This is a genomic window from Streptococcus plurextorum DSM 22810 (assembly GCF_000423745.1).
Classification (GTDB): Bacteria; Bacillota; Bacilli; order Lactobacillales; family Streptococcaceae; genus Streptococcus; species Streptococcus plurextorum.
Window position 1 is genome coordinate 379,006 of the sequence record NZ_AUIO01000001.1, and the last position, 22,985, is coordinate 401,990.

A 22,985-nucleotide genomic window follows, 5' to 3' on the forward strand; every position below is an offset into this window, starting at 1 on the left:
GCATTAAGCCATTGGACTTAACCATCAATCAAGAAGGTTCCACCTTTGACCTCAGACATTTAAGGTGATCAGCTCAAAACCCTTATTTCTAAATCACGACCAAACTAACGCATGGTCACAAATTCTTCTGAGCCTGTTGGATGAATGGCTACTGTATTGTCAAAATCAGCTTTTGTTGCCCCCATTTTAATGGCTACTGAAAAGCCTTGAATCATTTCATCCACACCGTAACCAATACCATGAAGACCAATGACCTTTTCATCATCACCTAAGCAAATCAGCTTCATCTTACTCGGTTGACGATGGTTACCTAATGCTGTATACATCGGTGTAAAGTTTGACCGGTAAACCTTAATCTTTTCTTGCCCAAATGCAGCGACAGCAGCTTCTTCCGATAATCCGATAGAACCAATTGCAGGATGGCTAAAAATAACCGTTGCCACATCCTTATAATCCATTTTAGCATTTGGTTTCTTGTTGAAAAGACGCTCAGACAACAAACGGCCAGCTTTAACCGCAACGGGAGTCAACTCAAGCTTACCTGTTACATCTCCTAAGGCATAAATGCCTTCAACTGTGGTTCTTTCAAAATCATCTGATTGAATATAGCCCTTATCCGTTAAGGCAACACCTGTTTTTTCTAAATCAAACCCAGTGACATTTGGACGACGACCAATCGCCCAGATAAGCGCATCAACAATAAACCTTTCACCACTTTCAAGCACTAGCGTTAAAGTCTCATCAGCATTTTTGATGACTTCCTTGGGAAGGGCAAAAGTATGTAGAGTTGGACCTGTTTCTGCCATCTGTTCAACCAAAGTCTCAACAATTTCTTTGTCAAAACGACGTAGCGGTCTATCCTTACGAACAAAAAGATGCGTTTCCGAACCAAGGGCATGTAAAACCCCAGCAATTTCAACCGCTATGTAACCTGCACCAACAACAGCTGTGCGCTTAGGCACTGTATCCAAGGCAAAAAAGCCATCTGATGTCATACCATGCTCTGCACCTTTAATATTTGGCCAAAGGGCATGTCCTCCTGTTGCTACCAAGATATGGGGAGCTGTATATAGCTGGCCATCTGCCTCAACCGTATGGGCATCTACAAATCTAGCATAGCTATAGACCCGCTCCACACCGTTACTATCAAAACCACGCTCGTAAGAAGCCTGTATACGATCAATATAAGCCTCTCGATTAGCTTTTAAAGTCTGAAAATCAAATCCCTTGGTCTCCACATCAAAACCATATTCACTGACATAATCTCTCAAAGTCTCCGCAACCTGAGCGCCATACCACATGACTTTTTTAGGAACACAGCCCACATTAACACAGGTGCCACCAACTGCCTTACCTTCAAACAAGATCACCTTGGCCCCATACATTGCCGCTCGATTGGCACTGGCAATCCCTCCAGAGCCACCTCCAATAACAATGTAGTCATACATCTTTACTTCGCTCATCATTTTCTCCTTTAGATAGATCTGATAATCCAAGCATAGCACAAAAAAAAGTAGCAGACAAAAATCTGCTACGAAGAGATAGTTAATTGGTGTCTTGACTCTTAACGTAAAACCTCATTAGCAATCTTGCAATCATTTTTGGCCAAAAGAGACTGTACATGGCCATATCCTCTTGGGTTCTAAGGTTGTTAGCAATGCTATTCGTTGTTTCTGATTCTTCATGAATACGGTGATACATGAGACTTTCATCAACAAATTGAAACCTACCCGTTTTCTGTGCAATCTGATACCAGGCAAACCAATCCAACGACACTTTCATGTCTTCATCAAAACGAAAATCCTTAAGTTTTCTTAAATCATAAGTGACCGCCGGACAAGAAATGGGATTCCCAAATGCTAAGATACGTTGGCGCCACCATTTCCAACGTGGAAAAAGCGCCATGGTTCGTAACATCACCTGCTTAATCTTTAAATTCGTCGTTAAAGGAATAACCTCTCCCTCCTTCAACTCTTGATAGTCTGAATAAGCAATCAAGGTATCAACCTTTAAGGCGGATAAGATTTTTTGGCTATAGTCAGGTGAATAAAGATCATCTTGGTGGGCGATCGTCGCATAAGGGGTCTTGACAAAGGACAGCGCTAAATTCCAGTCTTTACCGATACCACCACCTTTGGCTGTAAACATTGGAAGATTATAATCGTGACAAATTTGCTCAATATACGAACTTGGTGTGCTCGTATAGAGAATAATCTCAGAAGAAATCACCTGATTTTTCAAGGATTTAATACAATCTTCCAAATAGTGACTGTCACCATAAGCACAAATAACAAAAGTATGATTATTGCTCATCTTTTGCCTCCATATCCACTAGTCGCTTCTTAAGCATAGATACTTCTTGAACCAAATGTTTAATTTGCTCTTTCTGCTGTGATAAGGCAATACTGTGTAAAAAGCTGATGACAAGCAAGGTAAAGATTGATATTGTCAAAAGAAAATTCGACGTCAAACCAAAGCCAAAGAATCCCGCTAACCAAACAGGAATAGCATCACATAAAGCAATTATAATCAATCCAAAACCGATTAAAATCCACATGAAAGCATGCTCAAAAAGAATCTTATTCTTGTTAATATTGCGGAAAATAAAGTAGAGAAATCCTATTGAGGCCAATAACATGGCCAGCGTTTGAAATGACATTATTCTCCCTCCTTCATTAGTGCGGCAATCAAGATAGAGGAGCAGACCTCAACCATGTATCGAATGGACTTTAGAGGTGTGATTGACGATACTCCTCCTGCCCTTTCAAACATGTTGGCCGGCGCTTCTTCTACTCGATAAGATTGCTTGATCAGATGAACCGTAGACTCTGGCTCTGGGTATTTCCTCGGATAGCGACGAGCAAACTGTGCAATAACTTTTTTGTTGCCCAATCGGTAACCCGATGTCGTATCCCAAATTCGCTTCCCTGTGGTCAGCTTAATCATTGCAGAAATCAGACTAATACCGAAACGGCGCATAAAACTGGTCTGAAACTCTGACAGCTTGTCACCAACAAATCGAGACCCTATGACCAAATCAGCCCGATCCATCACAATCGGTTGTAGCAAACTCTCTAAAGAACGAATATCATGCTGACCATCACCATCAAATTGAACAGCCACATCATAGTCATTGTCCAAAGCATACTTATAGCCCGTCTGCACAGCACCACCAATACCAAGATTCATAACAAGATGAATGGCATTTAACCCATTCTCTTGTAAAATAGCTTTGGTCCTATCTGTCGAACCATCATTAATCACAACATAGTCCAGTTGAAAGGGCACACTATTTCTATAATCTATAATTCCCCTTACCGTTTGAAGAATACTCTCTTCCTCATTATAGGCTGGAATAATCATTAGTACTTTCATATGATCTACTCTTTTTAAATTCCCTCTCGATAAAATAACAAATAATCAAACTTGTGACAAAATAAACTACCATAGTCCCCAAAAAGCTTACAGCTGCCCCTAAAATACTGTGACTTTTCACTAAATATCCAGTCACCACTTTGGAGACAATAAAAGCTATCACGTTAGCTATCAATAGATAATTTTGCTTTCTATAGATGGTCATCACATTATCTATAAAAGTTGCAAAAATATTAAATATTCCGCCTACTAACAAGATCATAAACGCTAATTGATAGTTATATAAATCAATGTTAAAAACAAAGCTTAAAATGGGGATTCCTAAAAAATATCCTGCCAACAAAATAATTAAACTTAAACAAAACAAAACAAAAGAAACTTGTTTCACTTGTCTTCTAAACTTAACAGACTCTTTGTTTTTCCAATAAAGAGAGAGTTGGGTTAGAAGTGGACGAAGAAAAAGAATCAAAAGATTTAGAACAAACGTAGGCATAAATAAGGCATTAAAATCCCTCTGCATTCCCTCTATGCCACCACCATTTTCCAACAATCTATCAATAACTAATTTGGGCTCTGAAAAAATATAATTAAGCAAGAAAACATTAGCACATAAAACGAAACATCCTTGTATAATTCGAAGAACTTCATCATAATGAACATTCTGCTTAAAATTATACCTTCCAAAATGTCTCCTCAATATTGTCAAGTCTAAAGTAAAAATAAGAAAAAAATTATTGACAAATAAAGCTAAACTTGCAATTAGTAGGGATTGACTAAATTTCATTACCATAAAAAATACAATCCCTGAGAGAACATTTCTAAAAAATAATATTTTTCCAGCCAAATCTGATCTCCAGTGTTGCTGAAAAAAACCTTGGAAAACGTCTGAAAAAGCATCGCATGACCTATAAAGTGTCATAAAAACAATAACTAGTAACTTGTCTATAGAGTAGTGTCCTTGTAATAAATAACAGGCAAGCAAAATATACATTATTGTTATGGTAATAATTCTCACCATAACATAAGACTGAAATGAGGTATTCTCCGTCATATCTGTCGATTGATAAGCACGCACACCAAATAGACCAATAACGTATAGCTGCTGAGCTACAGTATAAGCAAAACTAAACTCATCTCCCTGTTGTGCGGTCCCTAAGCGCGTAGAAACAATCAAAAAGAACATTGAAACCATCGCAGAAGCTAATGTCCCAAGAAGATTCCAAACGTACTGTCCACTCTGAACACGCGACAGGGTTATTTTTTTCAATGCCATCTTCAAATCTATCCTCGACAATATATTTTTGAAAAAAGAGGTAATAATCGCAAGCGGTATATAGAATAAAAAAGAGCAACAATGATACGATTTCTAAGACTTTCTCCTAAGATAAGAGGAGAAAATAGAGCAGGCTTGTAAGTATTCGTTTCATCTAAAAAATGCTTACTTCTTAAAAATTCGGCCATAAACACCCTAGGGCTAGCATAACGACCAGAAAATAACATATACCATGCTAAGTATCTATAGAGGTAGTAGTTCAGTCTAGCATGATCCATTTGACCACAGTGCGTCATAATTTCTTGCAATACAATTTTGATATCTAAATCTTTTGATAGGCCTCTTTGATTGGTATTAGAGACACTGTCTTCATTATAATACCAATAATACCCAACATAAGGTATCGTTTTTATTTTTTGAGTCTTCGAGTAAGCAATTAAATTGAAAACCACATCCTCGCCTATTCCATAATCAAAAAAATTAATATCATTTTCTAAGAGAAATTTTTTCCGATAAATTCTAGCCCAAGGGGCAACAACTATATATTTCGACCACTCTGTTTCTCTCAAAACCTCTCGATGAAGAATTTTTCCCTTAGTGTTCACTCGCTGATAACCACCAATAACAATATCGTGATAGTCAGATATAGCTTCATTGTAAAATGTCTCAATATAGTTTTCATCAACGTAGTCATCATTATCCACAAACATAAGATATTCTGACCGTGCTAAGGTTATTCCCAAGTTTCTGGTTTTAGCAACACCTTGATTGTCTTGATTAACAACTCGAAGTCTAGCATCTTTCTCGGCCCATATTTTTAAAATGTTCCAAGATAAATCTTTTGATCCATCGTTGATGGCAATAACTTCAAATTCTTTAAAAGTCTGATTGAGCAAAGACTTCAAACACTTCTCAAGAGTCTCTTCCGAATTGTATACTGGAACAATTACTGAAACTTTGGTATCCACTATTATATTTCTCCTTTTTTTGATGAGATATCCATCTCTTTAATATGTGCGGTTAGTAACCCAATATCACCTTTTTGTTACAAAAAATACACTAGCTAAAATACCTTTTTGAGTTTATTTTTTATTTTATGCCAAATAGTGGTTAGAATGTAGTGTTGTTTATTCAAACTAGAAGCTTCCTTTTCGTTAGGTATAAAATTTGCAAAGTGACGGGTATTTTTAGGCGTAAACTCACCTTTTTCGATACCCTCTATCACATCTTTATAGGCATTTTCTAGGGAATATATTGTAGCAGCCAAGTCTTTCTTGGCGATACTTTTTGTTTGATGGGTTTCAAAATTTTCCCTAGTATTCTCAATGGCTCTTATCAACTCAGGAATATTTCCACACTTATAAAGTTGCCCCTCTTCGAATAAATGGTAAGCTGACAAATGCCCGGGATTATCTGATAGTATTGTTGGAACGCCATTTAGGATTGCCTCTACATAAACCAATCCGAAGGTTTCCATTGCTGAAGAAAATACACAAATATCTCTATCTGTAACTTGTTCCCACGGATCGTCTACATGTCCTGTAAAAGTAACATTTTTAATTTGATTTTCAGAAATATAGCGATCGCATTTCCGTTTGTAAGATTCGTCCCAACCACCAATAAAAACCAACTCTAAAGAATCATCCTGTATCTGTCTAAAGGCTCTTAGCAATTCTAATTGATTTTTTCTCTCGTTCAATCTCCCAACAGATACTAATCTCATCCTATTTCCTTTTGTCAACTGACTGGATTTCAATTGCGTATAGGGGATGAATGTACCAATATCAACATTTGGGCACTTTTCTGATAATGTGTTATGGAGTGAACCGACAACACTAAACACTCTATCAGATTGGGTTAAAATAAAATCTAGTTTATCTTCATAGTAAGCGAATTCGTTATTCGGAAATTCATGAATTAATTGAATATGAGGGATATTTTCAAATGAAGCAGCGATCAAACCTTGAGGCATATTGACAGTATTAGTAATGAGAATATCAATTTTTTCCTCTTTAATCAATTTCCGTATTTCACGGATATTAGCCAAATGACCTTGTCTAATATTCTCAGAGGAAAGGCCAAAACCTCCTGGAGCTTCTTCCCACCACCACTTAATTGATGGCAAAAATCTCACGTCAATACCAGCTGCCACTTGTTTTTCTAAATAAACGTGCTGATCCGGATGATGGTACTGTGGAACAACATTATAGACCTGATATCCTTTTGCTATCAGAAACTCCATGAAATAAAAAATTGATATTTCTGCACCATTATCTAAGGTCCCAGTAGGGGAAACAAATAGTATTTTTTTCATAAACAAACTACCCTATATAAGCAATATATGTCAATATTCCACTGATTACAAAATTTATAGTCAATAGCAAGTACATACTCCTTCTTAAAACCTCAGAATTATAAACTGTTCCTAGCTTATCCCTGAAAGATTGCATCAATGGATAAAAGAATATAAGAAAAGGTGTAAAATAACGTCCCTGCGCTCCAACCGAAATATCGGCTCCATCTCCTAAGACGATTGGCGTCCACGCAAGATACATCCCCATGACAACAATTAACACTTGTACTGGGAATACCAAGCCCGATATAAAACCAATTTTTCTACTAAAGAACATCTTAGAGTCTTCAATGAATAACAATGTTAAAAAGACGATATCGATGTAAATCAACCAAAGTGGTAATTGTTCTTCAAAATTTCCAATATAACCAAACATTCCGATAGTTAAAATCGTATTGAGATGTCCATTTTTACCATTTCGGAATAAGGTATTGATTAAAACGCGAGCATATTTTACAACATCGACGTTTAGCACGAAAATTATTGCTAACATAGCTAAAATCCCCAATGCAATACTCGTCAAAATAATCGTCATACGATGCTTTTTAAAGAAAGTCCGAGAAGCTTTAGCCCACTTGGTGAGTCCATCAGTCAGTATGAAATCAAAATCAATAAAAGGAAGCAATCCCAATAACAGTAAATTATTCTTCTTACCCCCTGCGATGATAAATAACAGAATCATCGCTGTCTTAAAAAGTTCCCTCCAACCAAAATAACGTCCATGTATCAAATTGATAAAATGGTGAAAGAACACCATAATGGTCAAAAAGTTCATGACATCATAGGAGAGCGAACCCGCCTGTTGAACCATAATGGGTAACAGGGAAATGAAAAATATAACCTCTTTACCGGACTTAACGCGTTTAATAATCGCATGCATGCCAAAAATATACACTAAAGCATTGACGATGCGTCCCCCGATAACCATGACTCCAACCGTGTTCGATACTAACATTCCTAATAGCATTCCCAATAATTGCGGTAAATGCCCTAGCATGCTTAGTTTTATATGTGGTGAAAAGACTTCCCTAGACAAGTCCACTTTAGTCTGAAATAAGGATAAATCGTGAAAAGTTGTATTAGGAGCAGCATTAAACCAATCCATTCCGTAATCCTCATGAAATAATAATCCCCATGACATTCGCGCATGGTTCATCTCATCTGGAACAGCATTTATTGGCATCAAGATGATTGAAGCGCCTATGAAAATGAAGCTCAGTAATAAATATACCGTCTCAATTCTCATATTTCTAAATTTTATCATTTAACAAATACCTCACTAACTCATCTTCATTACCATCTATCATGTGGTTGGCAAGTACATTTTCATATGCTTGACTAGCTAAGTTTTGTCGCATGTCACTACTTGCTACAAGCATCTCCAACTTCACAAACCATTCAGAATCAGAAACTAGTACCCCTGTTTCCCCATCAATGATATATTCAGCAAAATCGCCTACTCGACTCGCAATTGTGGGCACTTTCACTAAAGAAGCTTCTAAGAATTTAATATTAGACTTGGCATTATTAAATATGGACGAAACCAGCGGGGCCAAGTTAATATCTACACTAGCAATCAATTCAGGTAACTTTTTCCAATCTACATATGGATGATTGATAATGCGATTGGAGAAAACCAATAACTCTGATGGAAGATCTAGATGCCCCACAATATGAAGCTCAACATTAGGATATTTTTTCATGATATCTACGATTGCAGGCTTTATCAACTCAAAATTTTCATTATGAGCAATAGAGCCTGAAAAATAGCCTATTTTCACGATTGTAGAGGCTTCAGTGTAATCCTTAACATGTAAGCGACTAACTTCGAACAATTCCTTCGATACCAAATTGCGATTCAACAAAACTTTAGGAAGATAATGCTTCATTTCTTGCTTCAACATGGTAGTGGATGCAATACCCACATCACATAGCGCTAACATTTTTCCATAGTTATTAACGCTTGCATCATAGGCAGACTTTTGACTTACTGAAAGTGTTTTAGTATAAGTTAGTTGATCAGTGTAGACTGTGTCAAATACCAAGTCATCAATATCAAAGAGCAATTTCTTGCCACTTTTTATACAAAGATCTCTCAAAAGTTTTAACTGATCAGAATAAGGAGCCCTATATATGATAACATGGCTAGCATATTTAGCTTCTGAAATCTGAAAATCCGAGTGATTGATAATTCTGACATCAAATCCAAAACTTCTGAGCTGTTCTGCCTTATTGGTTACACGATATCTTGTACATTGTGGAATTTGATCCTCGACACCATCAATAATCAAAATATACTGCTCTTTGCCCATATCCTTAAACTGCTCTATAATGGCATGGATAATCTCAACTGGATAGTCTGTATTACTTTCAATATATTTTATTAGTTTAGGGATTTCACTTTTTCTATCCAAGCCATGCCAAAGTAGTTGCTCTTCATCATAATTTGCTAATGCTGAATATTTGATAAGAGGACTTCCTTGTTTAAGTAATTTAAGGGGATATAGATACATCGCACTATCTTTGGTATCTGTTAATAAGGCTCCTGCTCTATAGCCTAAATCTTGAAAATACTTCGTAAAATATGTTTCATGTTTTCCAATAGCTTTGTCTCTAGAGTTGGTATCTGTTAGATTTTCCCAATACTCTCTAAATAATGGCTCCTTCAAGAGTCCTTTATTGATTACCATAAAGTAGGACTGCAAATGTTTTGGAATGTAACCGTAAGGATTATATTTTGTTAGATCCTCTTGGTATTCTCCAAATGAGATTCCCCAAAAGTCAAGTCGTTTTTTCTCCATTTTTGAAAATACGGTTGACCAGTCAGCAAATGGACCTATGTTGGTGTCATTAACTAAGACTAACTCATCAATCTGCTCAATATCTTCTTTCTTAATTGAAAGAATCCCTTCCCTAAAAGCCGCCACATCGTACCCTTTATTCTCTCTTAGAATAACTTCGCCTAGCATCGATAAATTTGCCATGTCTTTTTGAGAGAGTGTACCATTGACAACCGTAATAACGTGAGACATTAGTGGTAATAAGGACTCTAAAAAACGGATTTTATAGGGTGCTATCTGTTCATCAGAGCCGTAAATCACATAGATTAACGTCCTATTAATGTTCTTTCCAGAAAGCCTAGGTCTTTGTAGAGTCCGCTTAGCCTTTAGGTATATATACTTTGGATTAATGGAAATTCTGCTTATTCTTTTTAATAACGATTTGAATCGTCTTTTTAGAATCGCAGGATTTCTCAATAGAAAAATTGGAGATTTCAACGTATGCACAATGCTATTTCCAAGTTTAAAAGATAAAGAATTTTCTACAGCCTTATGCTGCTCCAAAAGCCACTGATAATCTTCCTCTAATAGCTGATACTTGCGAGTTAGAGTTTCATATTCTTTTTGTAAATCTTTATTATCCATTACTTATCACTATCTTATTCCAAATTATCTTTAATCAATTGAATCGGATAATCAGAATCCCTCTCAATCATATCTAATAAAATATTCTTGTCGACTAACCCAGACTTAAAGGCTTTAACCTTAATAAACGGCACATTCGCATTTAACATTTTTTGCGGTTCATAATAGGTAAAATCTGGGGATCGCCAGTATTTTGTGAATCTCCATTTACTATTAAAAATCACTTGATAATCAAAGCCTGCTTGAACTAACTCTTTAGTCAGCTGTGTTTCATAGCTAAGAATTACCTCTAAAACATCCGTAAGAGCTTCCACCTTCTCCCAAAAAGCCCTGAATGTCTCTGATAAAAACACCTTCTTCTTAAAACATAGAAAATAGCTCTGAATATGTTCAGGGAAAGATATTGTTCTCCTATGATTCGTTATCCCCCAAAAATCAACAGATGGGGCCAAGTCATATTTTTCAAAATAGGCTGTCATATCCCAAAGTGGACCAAAGCAGGTATCATTCATCAGAACGAGAGAATCAAACGCCAACAACTCCTCTTCTGAAACAAAATACAACCCTTCCTTCCAAGCCAAAAAATCATATCCTTGATTTTTTCTCTGAATAAAATCAGTAATCAGCTGAGCGTTTGTTAGCTTATCCTGTGTCTCCTGATCAACAAAACTATTTGTTAAAAAAATGACTCTTGAGAAAAACGGCCTCATCTGCTTCAACTGATAAAACACATAGGAAGAGACACTATCCTTTGAATTATAATGCACGTAAATTAATAGCCGATTCATTCTCTACTTTTCCATGTTCCTGATCGTTTGACGAGTCCTAATGCAGACAATTCTTCTGACCTATCAGAATAGCAACGCTGTTGTTGGAATACCATATGGGTATTCTTAACATCACTGTATGCCAATACTCTGTCATGTTTATCTCTAACTGACACTTCTAATTTTAATTTCATCGTGTTGCAATTTTCTAGAGATAAACGATAAGCCAATTTTTTCTTACCAATTCCTGAAGGGGGAAGGAAAATACTATTATCACTATACACCCAAATATTTCGATCAATATCTGTTAACGAAAATAGCACATAGGCTTCAACATCTGTCACAACATCATAAGAAATCTCAAAATGAATCTCGTCCCCAGGCTCAATCTGATTAGGAGACAGTAAGTCAACCTTAAGGTTTTTAACCGGTGTTTGTTCAATAATATAACCATCTGAACTTTTAACTTGGTTAGCATTATCAAAACTATATAGATTAGCCACCTCATCTGCCTCACCATAGGCTTTTACCAAGCCATTTTCAATCAAGACCGCGCGATTACAGTATTTTTTTACAGCATTCATGTCATGAGTCACAAGAATAGTGGTTTTTCCAGAATTTTTACGCTCGATAAAATAGTCATTACACTTACGTTGAAAAGCCTCATCTCCGACAGCTAAGACCTCATCTAAGACTAGAATATCTCCTTGGGCTTTTATAGCAACCGAAAAGGCCAGGCGAACCTGCATACCGCTTGAGTAATTTTTGAGTTTTTGATTCATAAACTCATGGAGCTCAGCAAAGTCAACAATATCATCATACATAGCATCAATTTCTTGAGTAGTAAACCCAAGCATGGCACCATTAAGATAGACATTTTCTCGTCCTGTCAATTCTGGGTTAAAGCCCACACCAAGTTCAATAAAGGAAACCAGTTTTCCATTGACGGTAACTGAGCCTTTTTCTGGAACATAAATCTGTGAAATGATTTTGAGAAGAGTTGATTTTCCTGAACCGTTACGACCAAGTATTCCAAAAAAATCTCCTTCCTTAACTTCAAAAGAAATATCTTTTAAAACATGTTGCTCCTTATAGCCTTTTATCCCTTTGAAACGATTAACTAATGTAGTTCTTAAACTTTGCGTACTCTCTGTAGGGAGTTTGAAATATTTGCTAATATGTTCAACATTAACAACTGTTTTTTTATCTGCCATTATAATATCTCCGCAAATCTTTTAGAATGCTTGTTAAAGAAAACATAGCCTATATAAAATATGACAATAGGCAAGAAGTAAGGAATTATTGCGATTAATGGATTGGAAATAAGGTCACGGACGGTCGTATTCCCTGAATAGACAATAAAATGCCTTAAATCTTGAATAATCTGTGCTAATGGACTCAAAATCATAATTTTTGCAATGCCAATCTGCCCACTCTTAATAATAAAGTTCAAAGAATAAATAATTGGTGTCGCATACATCCCAGCTTGTAAAAAAACTTCCCAAACAGGTCCAATATCCCTGTATCTTACAAATAATGTTGATAAAATAAATGCGATACCCATTGAAAGTAATACAATTTCAGCAAAAAGCGGGATTATAATTAAAAATTTCCATGAAAATGCAATACCGTTAACCAAAGCAAAAAGAAAAACAACTAATAGATTGATAGCATAGTTAATTGATGCTCCTAAAACAGAAGAATAAATCACAATTTCTTTTGGAAAATTCAGCTTTCTCAATAAATCACCACGAGAAACAACAGCTGCCATCCCCATATTAGTTGCTTCGGCGAAAAAGTTCCACGTCACCATCCCTAGCAATAAACCTACGGCATAATGCGGAGTGCCATCATCAAAACGTAAAAACTTCACAAATACTAGATACATAATAGTAAATAGCAACAATGGCTTTAAAATTGACCATAAGTGCCCAATCAAACTTCCCTGATACCTCAGTTTGAAATCCGTTTTTACCATCTCACGCAGAAGAATCTGGTTTTCCTTACTTAATAACTTCATTTACTTACTCCTATAGCCAAATTTTGTAATAATCAAACTGGTAAATACTAAAGTGTGAAACCAGCGATTTTTGGCTAATCGATATTTTCTTAGCCTTGAGATTCGTTCAAGTATTGGAACTTGTAAAATTGTAACAAACGATTCTAACAAATCTCTATCCTCCGGTTTCAAAGTCTCCCTCAATAGAAACTTCGCCTGATTCTGACTCGTTAAAATTAATCTCCAATACTTTGTTACAAGACTTGTCGGGGGGATTAACATTTTAATCAGCTTAGACCAAGTTCTAGCTCCTAGAACATTATTATCGTGCTGACGGTAGAGTTCTGTCGCCTGGTCAATATAGACTAGTTTTCCCAAGGCTGATGCCATTAGTGCTAAATACCAATCATGCATCAGAAGCCCTTCTGTGACCGTCCACCGCTGAGCTAGGGCATGATTTATCAGGCTTGTTCCACCGGTCACGGTATTTTCTGTTAATTCCTGCCGTAGTTCAGTATTGGCATGATGCGATTGGCTACGAATCATACTATCTGTGATGAGGTTAAGGTTTTGATCCACAACCTTTAAATCCGTATAAACCATGAGAGGTTGCGACTGGTCATGTTTTTTGGCTTCTTCCAATGTCAGAGCTAGCTTGTCTGGTAACCAAATATCATCTTGGTCGCTAAAAAAATAATAATCTGCTGTGCTATGTTTGACCAAAGTATAGAAAGATTTGATAACCCCATAGTTCTCTGCTTGTCCTGGATTGATAAGTTTAATCCGACTATCTTTTTGGGCAAAATCTGTGATGATTTCGATGGTTCTATCTTTCGAACAATCATCACGAATCAAAAGCTCCCACTCTGTAAAAGATTGTTTTTGGATGCTCTCAATCTGCTCTGCCAAATAGGCTTCCCCATTGTAGGTAGCCATCAAGATATTAACTTTCATCTAAAAACAACTCCTCGTATTGTCCTACAATCGTCTCCCAGGTGTAATTTGCCCTCATGTGATTTTTAGCTGCTTGGCCTAAAGATGCTATTTCTTCAGACAACCACGTTCGCTCAAGTAAGGATTTAAGAAGCCCTTCTTCCTTTGACCAGTAATAAGCTGTATCTTTCGCAACCTCCCGATTAAAGGTAACATCCAAAATCATATTGAGATTTGTATGAGCAAGTGCTTCAAGGAGACCTGGGTTAGTCCCACCAACCTCATGACCATGTAAATAAGCAAAAGCTTGCTCTCGAAGATATGCCAACAGTTCTCTATCATAGACGGTACCAACAAACTTAATGCGTTTATCTTTGTCAAAATGTGTCAAGGCTTTAAGCTTATCAAAGTAAGGATTTCCCTCATGATTACAGATAATTAGTAAATCACGTTTGGTATCTGCCGCCATAAATTCACGAATGATATGCTCGTAATTATTTTCAGGTACAAAGCGACCAACGATTAGAAAATAATCCTTTTCCTTGCTCTGCCATTTGTCAAAGAAAGCACGAACGAGAGGATGATCTGCATCAAGGTCTGACGGAGATAGCTCTGTTCCATAAGCGATATGGCGCGTCTTCACCCAAGGATAGGAACTTTTAAGGTAAGAATCAATTCCCATATTATCAGAAATCAGCAAATCTGCCTGTTTACTCATGACTTTTTCGGAATATTTGAGGTAAATCTGAACAGGCTTGGACCACTTAGATCGTTTCCACTCTAAACCATCCGGGTTAACATACAGTTTTCCCCCAACAGCTCTGATTTTTTTAGCAAAAGGGGCAATGAAAGAACCTATCGTATTCCCTAAAATATAAAAGACAGGATTTTTGATTTCTGATGTTTTGATAAGATCAAGGGCATAATTGATTGCCATCATGTCGTAGGCAATCACTCTAGCGGGTCCTAGTTTAGGTGGTTTTATCGTAAAACACTTTGCTCCCATAAATTCAAAAGAGCTGCCATGTTCTTCATTACTCAAACATGCCACATGATAGGTGATCTGTGAATCCTTTTGATGCTTAACCAGTTCTTCGACGAAGGTTTCAAAACCACCGTATTTTGCTGGTAAGCCCCGACTACCAATAATAAAAACGTCCGTCATAATCTCCGTCTTTCAAAACTATAATCAAAACATTATACCATATTTTCACTAGACTTTACAGAAAAAAACGAGCCTCTACGACTCGTTCCAATAGCTTATTTCTTCACTTCTTGTTGATAAAACGCTTTAAGCGCCTCTTGCCAAGTTGGGATCACAAAACCTGTCGCCTTAGCTTTTGCAAGGCTCATCGTTGAGTTAAGAGGGCGTTTAGCCTTAGCTGGAAATTGACTCGAATCAACTGGCACTACTTCAACATCGGTATCTTTCAAGATTTCCTTAGCAAAGTCATACCAAGTCGTATCTTCTTTAGCGTCATTAGACAAATGATAGTAGCCAAAATCTTTCTGGTTCTCCGCTAAATAAGTCATAAACTCAGCAAGGGTACGCGTCCAAGTCGGACGACCGTGTTGATCATTAACGACTGTCAAACGAGGATGCTGTTTGGCTAAATTTTGCATAGTAAAGACAAAATTTTTGCCATAATGACCAAAGACCCACGCCGTACGAATGGTATAGAATTTAGGAGCATAAGTCTCTACAGCAAGTTCACCCAAACGTTTTGTACGACCGTATTCCGTTTTCGGATCCGGTTGATCGTCCACTTCCCATTCTTGACCAACTGGTTTTTCCCCATCAAAAACATAATCCGTTGAAATGTAAACAAGAGTCGCATCGTACTTAGCACATGCCTTGGCTACATTTTCTGAACCTATAACATTGATTGCATAATTAAGCTCTTGACCTTCGTCCTCAGCTGCATCAACAGCTGTATATGCTGCACAATGATAAACTAAAGTCGGTTTTACTTCTGAAAAAATAGCCTCTACCTTTGCACTATCTGTAATGTCCATTTCTGCCACATCAACAGCGACATAGTCTTCTTGTCTTTCATCAAGCAAATAGCGAAGTTCTGTCCCTAATTGTCCATTAGCGCCTGTTATTAAAATCATTTCTTTTTCCTTTCTGTATGATGACGACATCATCGCTAAATTTATCGCACACCTAATGCAATACGAGCATAACGGCTCATGCGCTCAGTGGTCCATGCAGGATACCACACCAATTTCACCTCAAGTTTTGTGACTTCACTGATTAACTTAACAGCATCGTGAATCTGGTCGGTGATTAAATCTGCCAAAGGGCACCCTATGGTTGTCAACGTCAGATCAATCTCTGTCGAACCATCCTGCTCGAAACGAATCTCGTAAATCAATCCAAGATTAACAATATCAATTCCTAATTCTGGATCAATGACCTCTTCCAAAGCTTGAAGAATGCGATCTTTAATCGCTAAAATTTCAGCATCTGTATAAGCTGTTTTTGACATTGTCTTTCCTCTTCTCTAAACTTAAGTCTTTCAGGGAGATTATTCATCCATGAAATCTTTTAATTGTTTGCTACGGCTTGGGTGGCGTAATTTACGCAAGGCCTTAGCTTCAATTTGACGAATACGTTCACGCGTGACGTTGAATACCTTGCCCACATCTTCCAAGGTTCGCATTTTCCCATCATCAAGACCAAAACGAAGCCGTAAGACATTCTCCTCACGATCAGTCAATGTATCAAGAACCTCATCTAGTTGTTCACGAAGTACAATACGTGTTGTGTAATCAACAGGATTCTCAATAACTTCATCTTCAATGAAATCACCGAGGTGGCTATCATCTTCTTCACCGATTGGGGTCTCAAGAGAAACAGGTTCTTGAGCAATTTTAAGAATTTCACGAACCTTATCAGGTGTCATGTCCATACGCTCAGCAATTTGTTCTGGTGTAGGATCTTGACCAAGTTCTTGTAGCAGGTTACGCTGTTCACGAACTAATTTATTGATGGTCTCAACCATGTGAACCGGAATACGGATGGTCCGAGCCTGGTCTGCGATAGCTCGTGTAATAGCTTGACGAATCCACCACGTCGCATAGGTTGAAAACTTAAATCCCTTTTCATAATCAAATTTATCGACAGCTTTCATCAATCCCATATTACCTTCTTGAATCAGGTCAAGGAATTGCATGCCACGTCCTACATAGCGCTTTGCAATAGAAACCACTAAACGGAGGTTTGCCTCAGCCAAACGTTGTTTCGCCATAAGGTCTCCTGTTGCTGCTGCAACGGCTAACTCTTTTTCTTCGTCATTAGTGAGCAGAGGCACGACCCCAATCTCTTTGAGGTACATCCGAACTGGGTCATTAACTTTAGCCGAATTCGACCCGAGCAATTCCTCATCACTCAGTTCTTCTGGCTTAATCTCTTCCACCACATATTTGGTTGATGGATTTCCCTCTTTATCCGTGATTGAAATCCCGCCGTCTGTCAAGCGCTCCAAGAGATCGTCAATCTGATCTGCATCTAAAGCAAATGGAATCACGAGTTTCTCTGTCACATGGTCATCAATAGCGGTTCCATCTTTCTTATGGTGACGGATGAAATCTGCGACTTGGACGTTAAAAGTAGTATTTGTGTTTTTTGTTGACATATCTTCTTATTCCAACTTTCTTTTTTGAGCAATGAGAGCTTCTAACTCTTCGAGGGCATGATCCATATCACCATGACTGCTAGACTCTCGGATAACTTTTGCCTTCTGCACTAGTTGCTGTTCTTGTAAAATACGGTTAATGCGAGCTTCAATCTGTGCGATTTCGCCATCTGCAACGGTGGGAGGTAGTTGTTCTTCCAAAACCTGATAATAGGCTAAATTTTCCATATCTGATAACTGAGCCAAATCTGCACTACTAATCTCACCTGAATTCTTTAAAATCTCAAAGAGAGTTTGCAGTTCTGGTGTCTTAAATGAAAAATCGCGATTTCGAAACTCATTAAGCAAATAGGGATGGTGCATCAGGCGATGAAAAAGCTGACTCTCAGCCTTAGCAAGAGCTGACAAGGCTTTACTTACTGGTAAAACGGCTATTGGTTGCTGATTTTGACCGCTACGTTTCTGACGATTTGCGACACGGTAATTATCCACTGCCTGTTCGACCTGTCTATAATCAAAATCAGGCAAAAAATCCGCAACGAGATTGATATAAGTGTTTTGAGCCGTGATGGATGGAACTTGAGCAATCAATTGTGCTATTTTTTCCACATAGGTAATCTGAGACTGTAGATTATCGGTATTTTCAGGCTTCAGATAATATATCCAAAACTCGGTCGCTGACAATCGAGATTGCGTTAACAGCTGGAACAGTTCTTCTTCTGAGTGCGACTGTAAAAACTCATCTGGGTCCATTTGATTTGGCATACGCACAATATCAACAGGTATCCCTTTCAGAAGTTCTAAAGACTTGGCAATAGCATTTTGACCAGCCTTGTCGCCATCGTATGTCAAGACAAGCTTTTTAGTGTATTGCTTGAGATGACTGACATGTTCAGGTGTCAAAGCTGTTCCCATAGATGCCACTGCATTGGTCACTCCAGACCGATAAGCAGCTATGACGTCCATAAAGCCTTCCATCAGATAAAGCTCTTGTGTTTTTTTAGCAACTGCTTTTGCCCTATCCAAATGATATAATTCGTAAGATTTATTAAATATGAGCGTCGAACGCGTATTTTTGTATTTAGCTTGCTGACTTTTTTGATCCGATTCCGTCCAAATACGGCCAGAAAATCCCAAAATCCGTCCCTTATCATCTGTCAGTGGAAACATAATCCGATTACGAAAGGCATCAAAAACCTGATTTGACTCTGATAAATTAAAAAGTCCCACCTGAACCAGTGTGTTTTCACTATATTTCTTAGACATTGCTTGATAAAGAAAGTCAGCTTCATCAGGTGCAAGTCCGATATTGAAATAGTCAATCAACTCATCCGTCAACCCACGACTATAAAGATATGCCTTTGCCGCCTGTCCTTGTTGAGTCGTCGTTAACACAGCATGATAGAACTTTGCTGCATCTGAATTAAGGGCATAAAGTTCCTGATAGGGATTATTTTGCTGATTACTCTGTAATGGTTGACTGATGGGCAAGGCAATATTTGAGCGTTCAGCCAAAATTTGCACACTTTCCATAAAGGTAATCTGACGATACTCTTCTAAAAATTTAAAAACATCGCCCGATTTTCCACAGCCAAAACAGTGAAAAAACTGCTTGTCTTCAATAACATTAAAAGAAGGAGTTTTTTCTTTATGAAAAGGGCAAAGCCCCAAAAAATGACGCCCTGCTTTTGTGAGCGAAACCACTTCGCCAATCACATCGACAATATTAACAGAACTTTTAATGTCTGCAATTTGTTCTTTGCTAATAGCCAAGCCCTCACCTCCACAAAAATCCCCATTTTAGCATTATACTCATTATACCATAAATCAAACTACTGTAAATGAAAAAAGCCAAGCATTATCGTTGCCATTCTCATCATTTTTATATATACTTATGAAGTATTAAAAATTTAGAAAGGAATCTAAAATCTAATGATTAAAGATTTAAAAAACTTTTTGTTCCGCGGCAACGTTGTTGACCTTGCTGTTGCTGTTATCATCGGTGCTGCCTTCAAAGCTATCATCGATTCATTGGTGGCTGATGTTATCACACCATTGTTCTTGACACCTGCTTTGAAAGCTGCTGGTGCAGAAAATATTGCTGAGTTATCTTGGAACGGTGTTAAATATGGTAGCTTCTTGAGCTCGATTATTCAATTCTTGATTATTGGTACCGTTCTCTTCTTCATTGTAAAAGCTGCTGAGAAAGCACAAAACCTTAAAAAAGCTGAAGAGCTTGTTGAAGAAGCAGCTCCTGCTGGTCCAACTCAAGAAGAACTTCTTACAGAGATTCGTGATCTTCTTAAAAAATAATCCTGTTAAACATCTCCATAGTCATGGAGGTGTTTTCTTAATAAAAATATAAGTAAAACACTTGACAAAATTTTCTGAATATTTATAATATTGAGAGTACACAATTTTTAAACCCATGGAGGACAATACATGACAACAGGTAAAGCATATGTTGAGAGCGTTTTTGAAAAAGTAAAGGCTCAGAACGGACATGAAGCGGAGTTCTTACAAGCTGTAGAAGAGGTCTTCACGTCACTAATTCCAGTTTTTGATAAATACCCAAAATACATCGAAGAAAATATCCTTGAGCGTTTGGTTGAACCAGAACGCATCATTTCATTCCGTGTGCCATGGGTTGACGATAAAGGACAGGTTCAAGTAAACCGCGGTTTCCGCGTGCAGTTCTCTTCTGCCATCGGACCTTACAAAGGTGGTCTTCGTTTTCACCCATCAGTTAACCAGTCTATCATCAAATTCCTTGGATTTGAGCAAATTTTCAAAAACTCCCTAACTGGTCAACCTATCGGTGGAGGTAAAGGTGGGTCAAACTTTGATCCTAAAGGTAAATCAGACAATGAAATCATGCGCTTCTGCCAAAGCTTTATGACAGAGCTTAGCAAGCATATTGGTGCAGATACTGATGTTCCGGCAGGAGATATCGGTGTGGGTGGACGAGAAATCGGCTACCTCTATGGACAATACAAACGCCTTCGCAACGAGTATACTGGTGTCTTGACCGGCAAAGGACTAGTCTATGGTGGCTCTCTTGCACGTACCGAAGCAACTGGTTATGGTGCTGTCTACTTTGCTGAACAAATGCTCAAAGCACGTGGCGAAGACTTTGCTGGAAAAGTTGCTCTTGTATCTGGCTCAGGAAATGTTGCTATCTATGCCATCCAAAAACTTCACCAGCTAGGCGCTAAAGCTGTTGCATGTTCTGACTCATCTGGTTATGTTTACGATCCAGATGGCATCGATGTCGAACTCCTAAAAGACCTCAAAGAAGTCAAACGTGCACGTATCGTTGAATATGCTAACGCTCGTCCAAATGCCAAATTTGTTCCTGTTGGAGAAGGTTCAATTTGGGACATTAAAGCAGACCTTGCTTTCCCATGTGCTACCCAAAATGAAATCAACGAAGAGCAGGCAAAAACACTTGTTGCTAATGGTGTTATCGCAGTTTCAGAAGGCGCAAACATGCCATCAACTCTTGAAGCCATTGATGTCTTCTTAGAAGCTGGTGTTTCATTTGGTCCTGCTAAAGCTGCTAATGCCGGAGGTGTTGCCGTCTCAGCACTTGAAATGGCCCAAAACAGTGGACGCACTGCCTGGACATTTGAAGAAGTGGATGGCAAACTCTATGATATCATGAAAGGTATCTATGAAAATGCTGCCGCGGCTGCAAAAGAGTTCGGCCAAGAAGGCAACCTCGTTCTTGGTGCGAATATCGCTGGCTTCCTAAAAGTCGCAGAAGCAATGTCCGCGCAAGGGATTGTCTAAAATCATTTCTTAACCAAGCATAATCTTATTAAAAAGATTAGCTTCTGATAAAACAAGATAAAAACTAAGTAGCCCGTTGTCTGCACTAAACAGAGGACCGGCTATTTAGTTTTTATTACTTTTAATCACATTTCTTTTAAAGATTTTGAAAAGATTAGGTTTCTATTTTTCAATGATAAAAACACTTCTGTTTATATTGTAGTTAAACAGAAGTGTTTTCTCATTGCCTTGATTTTATACAATTATCCAAAACTTAATCATTCAACTATTATATCTCTAAACCATCTTAGTAATTGCTTTATCATCGCCTCAAGCCCCAACCAATAAACTTCACTATTCTCTTGAACCACACACTAAGTCCTATTCCACCTATCCTGAGGGCTCCACCCCATGGACTCCATCTTAGCACGTAGCTTACGCTGAAAAGCTCGCTTCCCCCTAAAGCATTCCCCACTAATCAAATAGGTCACCCACTCCCGCTCCTGCGCACTCAACTCCTTATCTAAACTTTCCATAGCCTCTCCATATGCCACCAAATCTGCCAAATTCAGCCCCTTATCCGAAACAGAATGTGCGACCTCACCAACTTCCTCATAGGCCATACGATCAAATCCTCGCTTAATACTCTCTTGCTTCCTCAAAGCATCTTTGACCCGATTAGAAAACTTCGTCTTAAAGTATACACATAGACGATTAGTATCATAAACTAGCTCCGAGTCCTTACGCAACAGCTCAAACAAAACTATCCTCCCCTCCTGTTCCCAATCATCCAAATCCCACATCTTGATAAAATACTCTTGACGAAGCTTCAATATAATCGGCCTAACCGTCCTATAAATATCTATAAATTCTTTCCCTACAGTTTCCAATGTAGTACCTCCTTAGTAATATTATTTGGGGATACATACATTCTACGCAAATTCCTACCAAAAGAACATGACATTAATGTCATGTTCTTAACTGTCTCATTGAAAAATAAAAAAACCTTGATAAACAAGGTCACAACACTCCGCCAACAGGGCTCGAACCTGTGACATCATGATTAACAGTCATGCGCTCTACCAACTGAGCTATGGCGGATTAAAGCTAAGCAACTTCCTTATCTCACAGGGGGAAACCCCCAACTACTTCCGGCGTTCTAGGGCTTAACTACTGTGTTCGGCATGGGTACAGGTGTATCTCCTAGGCTATCGTCACTTAACTTCTCTCTGGGTTTTGTCCACCCAAAATTGAATACCTATAGTCTAACAAAAATTTCTAACGCTGTCAATATCGACTCTCTAGGATAAGTCCTCGAGCTATTAGTATTAGTCCGCTTCACATGTCACCACGCTTCCACTCCTAACCTATCTACCTGATCTTCTCTCAGGGCTCTTACTGATATAAAATCATGGGAAATCTCATCTTGAGGGGGGCTTCGCACTTAG

At 38.0% G+C, this 22,985-nt stretch carries 21 protein-coding genes, 1 tRNA gene and 2 rRNA genes; 2 read left to right on the forward strand and 22 right to left on the reverse strand.

The features are described 5' to 3' along the window. Positions 1-104: 104 nt before the first annotated feature. From gorA to dnaG, 18 genes are all read right to left on the reverse strand, one after another. Positions 105-1,463 (reverse strand): glutathione-disulfide reductase, encoded by a 1,359-nt coding sequence (gene gorA, locus G575_RS0101840; RefSeq protein WP_037622448.1) that lies wholly within the window; start codon positions 1,461-1,463, stop codon positions 105-107. Between the two features lie 82 nt (positions 1,464-1,545). After that, positions 1,546-2,313 carry a glycosyltransferase family A protein gene (locus tag G575_RS0101845; protein WP_027971227.1) on the reverse strand — a complete coding sequence of 256 codons (768 nt, stop codon included), beginning with the start codon at positions 2,311-2,313 and terminating at the stop codon, positions 1,546-1,548. Next, on the reverse strand, positions 2,303-2,659 hold the full coding sequence (locus G575_RS0101850) for a DUF2304 domain-containing protein (protein ID WP_027971228.1): 357 nt from the start codon (positions 2,657-2,659) through the stop codon (positions 2,303-2,305). The genes G575_RS0101845 and G575_RS0101850 overlap by 11 nt, the downstream gene beginning before the upstream one ends. Continuing rightward, entirely contained in the window at positions 2,659-3,375 is a 717-nt protein-coding gene (locus G575_RS0101855) for a glycosyltransferase family 2 protein (RefSeq protein ID WP_027971229.1), read from the reverse strand. Before G575_RS0101855 ends, G575_RS0101850 begins: the two co-directional genes overlap by 1 nt. Next, positions 3,344-4,648, reverse strand: a complete 1,305-nt coding sequence (locus G575_RS0101860; protein ID WP_037622452.1) for a lipopolysaccharide biosynthesis protein — start codon at positions 4,646-4,648, stop codon at positions 3,344-3,346. The genes G575_RS0101855 and G575_RS0101860 overlap by 32 nt, the downstream gene beginning before the upstream one ends. An 8-nt stretch (positions 4,649-4,656) precedes the next feature. After that, entirely contained in the window at positions 4,657-5,616 is a 960-nt protein-coding gene (locus G575_RS0101865; RefSeq protein WP_245562358.1) for a glycosyltransferase family 2 protein, read from the reverse strand. A gap of 95 nt (positions 5,617-5,711) precedes the next feature. Continuing rightward, positions 5,712-6,962, reverse strand: a complete 1,251-nt coding sequence (locus tag G575_RS0101870) for a glycosyltransferase family 4 protein (RefSeq protein ID WP_027971232.1) — start codon at positions 6,960-6,962, stop codon at positions 5,712-5,714. Between the two features lie 7 nt (positions 6,963-6,969). Next, a complete protein-coding gene (locus tag G575_RS0101875; protein ID WP_027971233.1) occupies positions 6,970-8,265 on the reverse strand; it encodes a DUF2142 domain-containing protein in 1,296 nt (431 codons plus the stop codon). Beyond that, positions 8,252-10,426, reverse strand: a complete 2,175-nt coding sequence (locus tag G575_RS10940) for a rhamnan synthesis F family protein (RefSeq protein ID WP_051176871.1) — start codon at positions 10,424-10,426, stop codon at positions 8,252-8,254. Before G575_RS10940 ends, G575_RS0101875 begins: the two co-directional genes overlap by 14 nt. Positions 10,427-10,440: 14 nt before the next feature. After that, positions 10,441-11,157, reverse strand: a complete 717-nt coding sequence (locus tag G575_RS10945; protein ID WP_169365886.1) for a rhamnan synthesis F family protein — start codon at positions 11,155-11,157, stop codon at positions 10,441-10,443. Positions 11,158-11,210: 53 nt separating this feature from the next. After that, the gene (locus G575_RS0101890) at positions 11,211-12,407 is read right to left on the reverse strand and encodes an ABC transporter ATP-binding protein (RefSeq protein WP_027971234.1); all 1,197 of its coding nucleotides are present in this window, start codon (positions 12,405-12,407) and stop codon (positions 11,211-11,213) included. After that, entirely contained in the window at positions 12,407-13,213 is an 807-nt protein-coding gene (locus G575_RS0101895; RefSeq protein ID WP_027971235.1) for an ABC transporter permease, read from the reverse strand. The genes G575_RS0101890 and G575_RS0101895 overlap by 1 nt, the downstream gene beginning before the upstream one ends. Further along, complete coding sequence (locus tag G575_RS0101900; protein WP_027971236.1) at positions 13,214-14,146, reverse strand: glycosyltransferase family 2 protein; 933 nt, start codon at positions 14,144-14,146, stop codon at positions 13,214-13,216. Beyond that, complete coding sequence (cps2T, locus tag G575_RS0101905) at positions 14,136-15,290, reverse strand: beta 1-4 rhamnosyltransferase Cps2T (RefSeq protein ID WP_027971237.1); 1,155 nt, start codon at positions 15,288-15,290, stop codon at positions 14,136-14,138. Before cps2T ends, G575_RS0101900 begins: the two co-directional genes overlap by 11 nt. Positions 15,291-15,385: 95 nt before the next feature. Beyond that, complete coding sequence (gene rfbD, locus G575_RS0101910) at positions 15,386-16,240, reverse strand: dTDP-4-dehydrorhamnose reductase (RefSeq protein ID WP_027971238.1); 855 nt, start codon at positions 16,238-16,240, stop codon at positions 15,386-15,388. 41 nt (positions 16,241-16,281) lie between these two features. Next, positions 16,282-16,617 (reverse strand): metal-sulfur cluster assembly factor, encoded by a 336-nt coding sequence (locus G575_RS0101915; RefSeq protein ID WP_027971239.1) that lies wholly within the window; start codon positions 16,615-16,617, stop codon positions 16,282-16,284. Positions 16,618-16,656: 39 nt separating this feature from the next. Continuing rightward, complete coding sequence (gene rpoD, locus G575_RS0101920) at positions 16,657-17,766, reverse strand: RNA polymerase sigma factor RpoD (RefSeq protein WP_027971240.1); 1,110 nt, start codon at positions 17,764-17,766, stop codon at positions 16,657-16,659. Between the two features lie 6 nt (positions 17,767-17,772). Continuing rightward, positions 17,773-19,539: a DNA primase gene (dnaG, locus tag G575_RS0101925; RefSeq protein ID WP_027971241.1), complete on the reverse strand. Its 1,767-nt coding sequence runs from the start codon at positions 19,537-19,539 to the stop codon at positions 17,773-17,775. 159 nt (positions 19,540-19,698) lie between these two features. Here dnaG and mscL point away from each other — a divergent pair, with 159 nt between their 5' ends. Beyond that, positions 19,699-20,079, forward strand: coding sequence for a large conductance mechanosensitive channel protein MscL (mscL, locus tag G575_RS0101930; RefSeq protein WP_027971242.1), 381 nt, complete (start codon positions 19,699-19,701; stop codon positions 20,077-20,079). Between the two features lie 129 nt (positions 20,080-20,208). Next, positions 20,209-21,558, forward strand: coding sequence for an NADP-specific glutamate dehydrogenase (gdhA, locus tag G575_RS0101935; protein ID WP_027971243.1), 1,350 nt, complete (start codon positions 20,209-20,211; stop codon positions 21,556-21,558). A gap of 353 nt (positions 21,559-21,911) precedes the next feature. Here the strand turns inward: gdhA and G575_RS10950 are convergent, their stop codons facing one another. From G575_RS10950 to G575_RS0101955, 4 genes are all read right to left on the reverse strand, one after another. Next, entirely contained in the window at positions 21,912-22,427 is a 516-nt protein-coding gene (locus tag G575_RS10950; protein ID WP_051176875.1) for a sigma-70 RNA polymerase sigma factor region 4 domain-containing protein, read from the reverse strand. Between the two features lie 138 nt (positions 22,428-22,565). Next, positions 22,566-22,638 (reverse strand) — tRNA-Asn (locus tag G575_RS0101945). Positions 22,639-22,643: 5 nt separating this feature from the next. Next, positions 22,644-22,759 (reverse strand): 5S ribosomal RNA (gene rrf, locus G575_RS0101950). Between the two features lie 80 nt (positions 22,760-22,839). Continuing rightward, positions 22,840-22,985: ribosomal RNA gene (locus G575_RS0101955) — 23S ribosomal RNA — on the reverse strand; the annotation flags it as partial.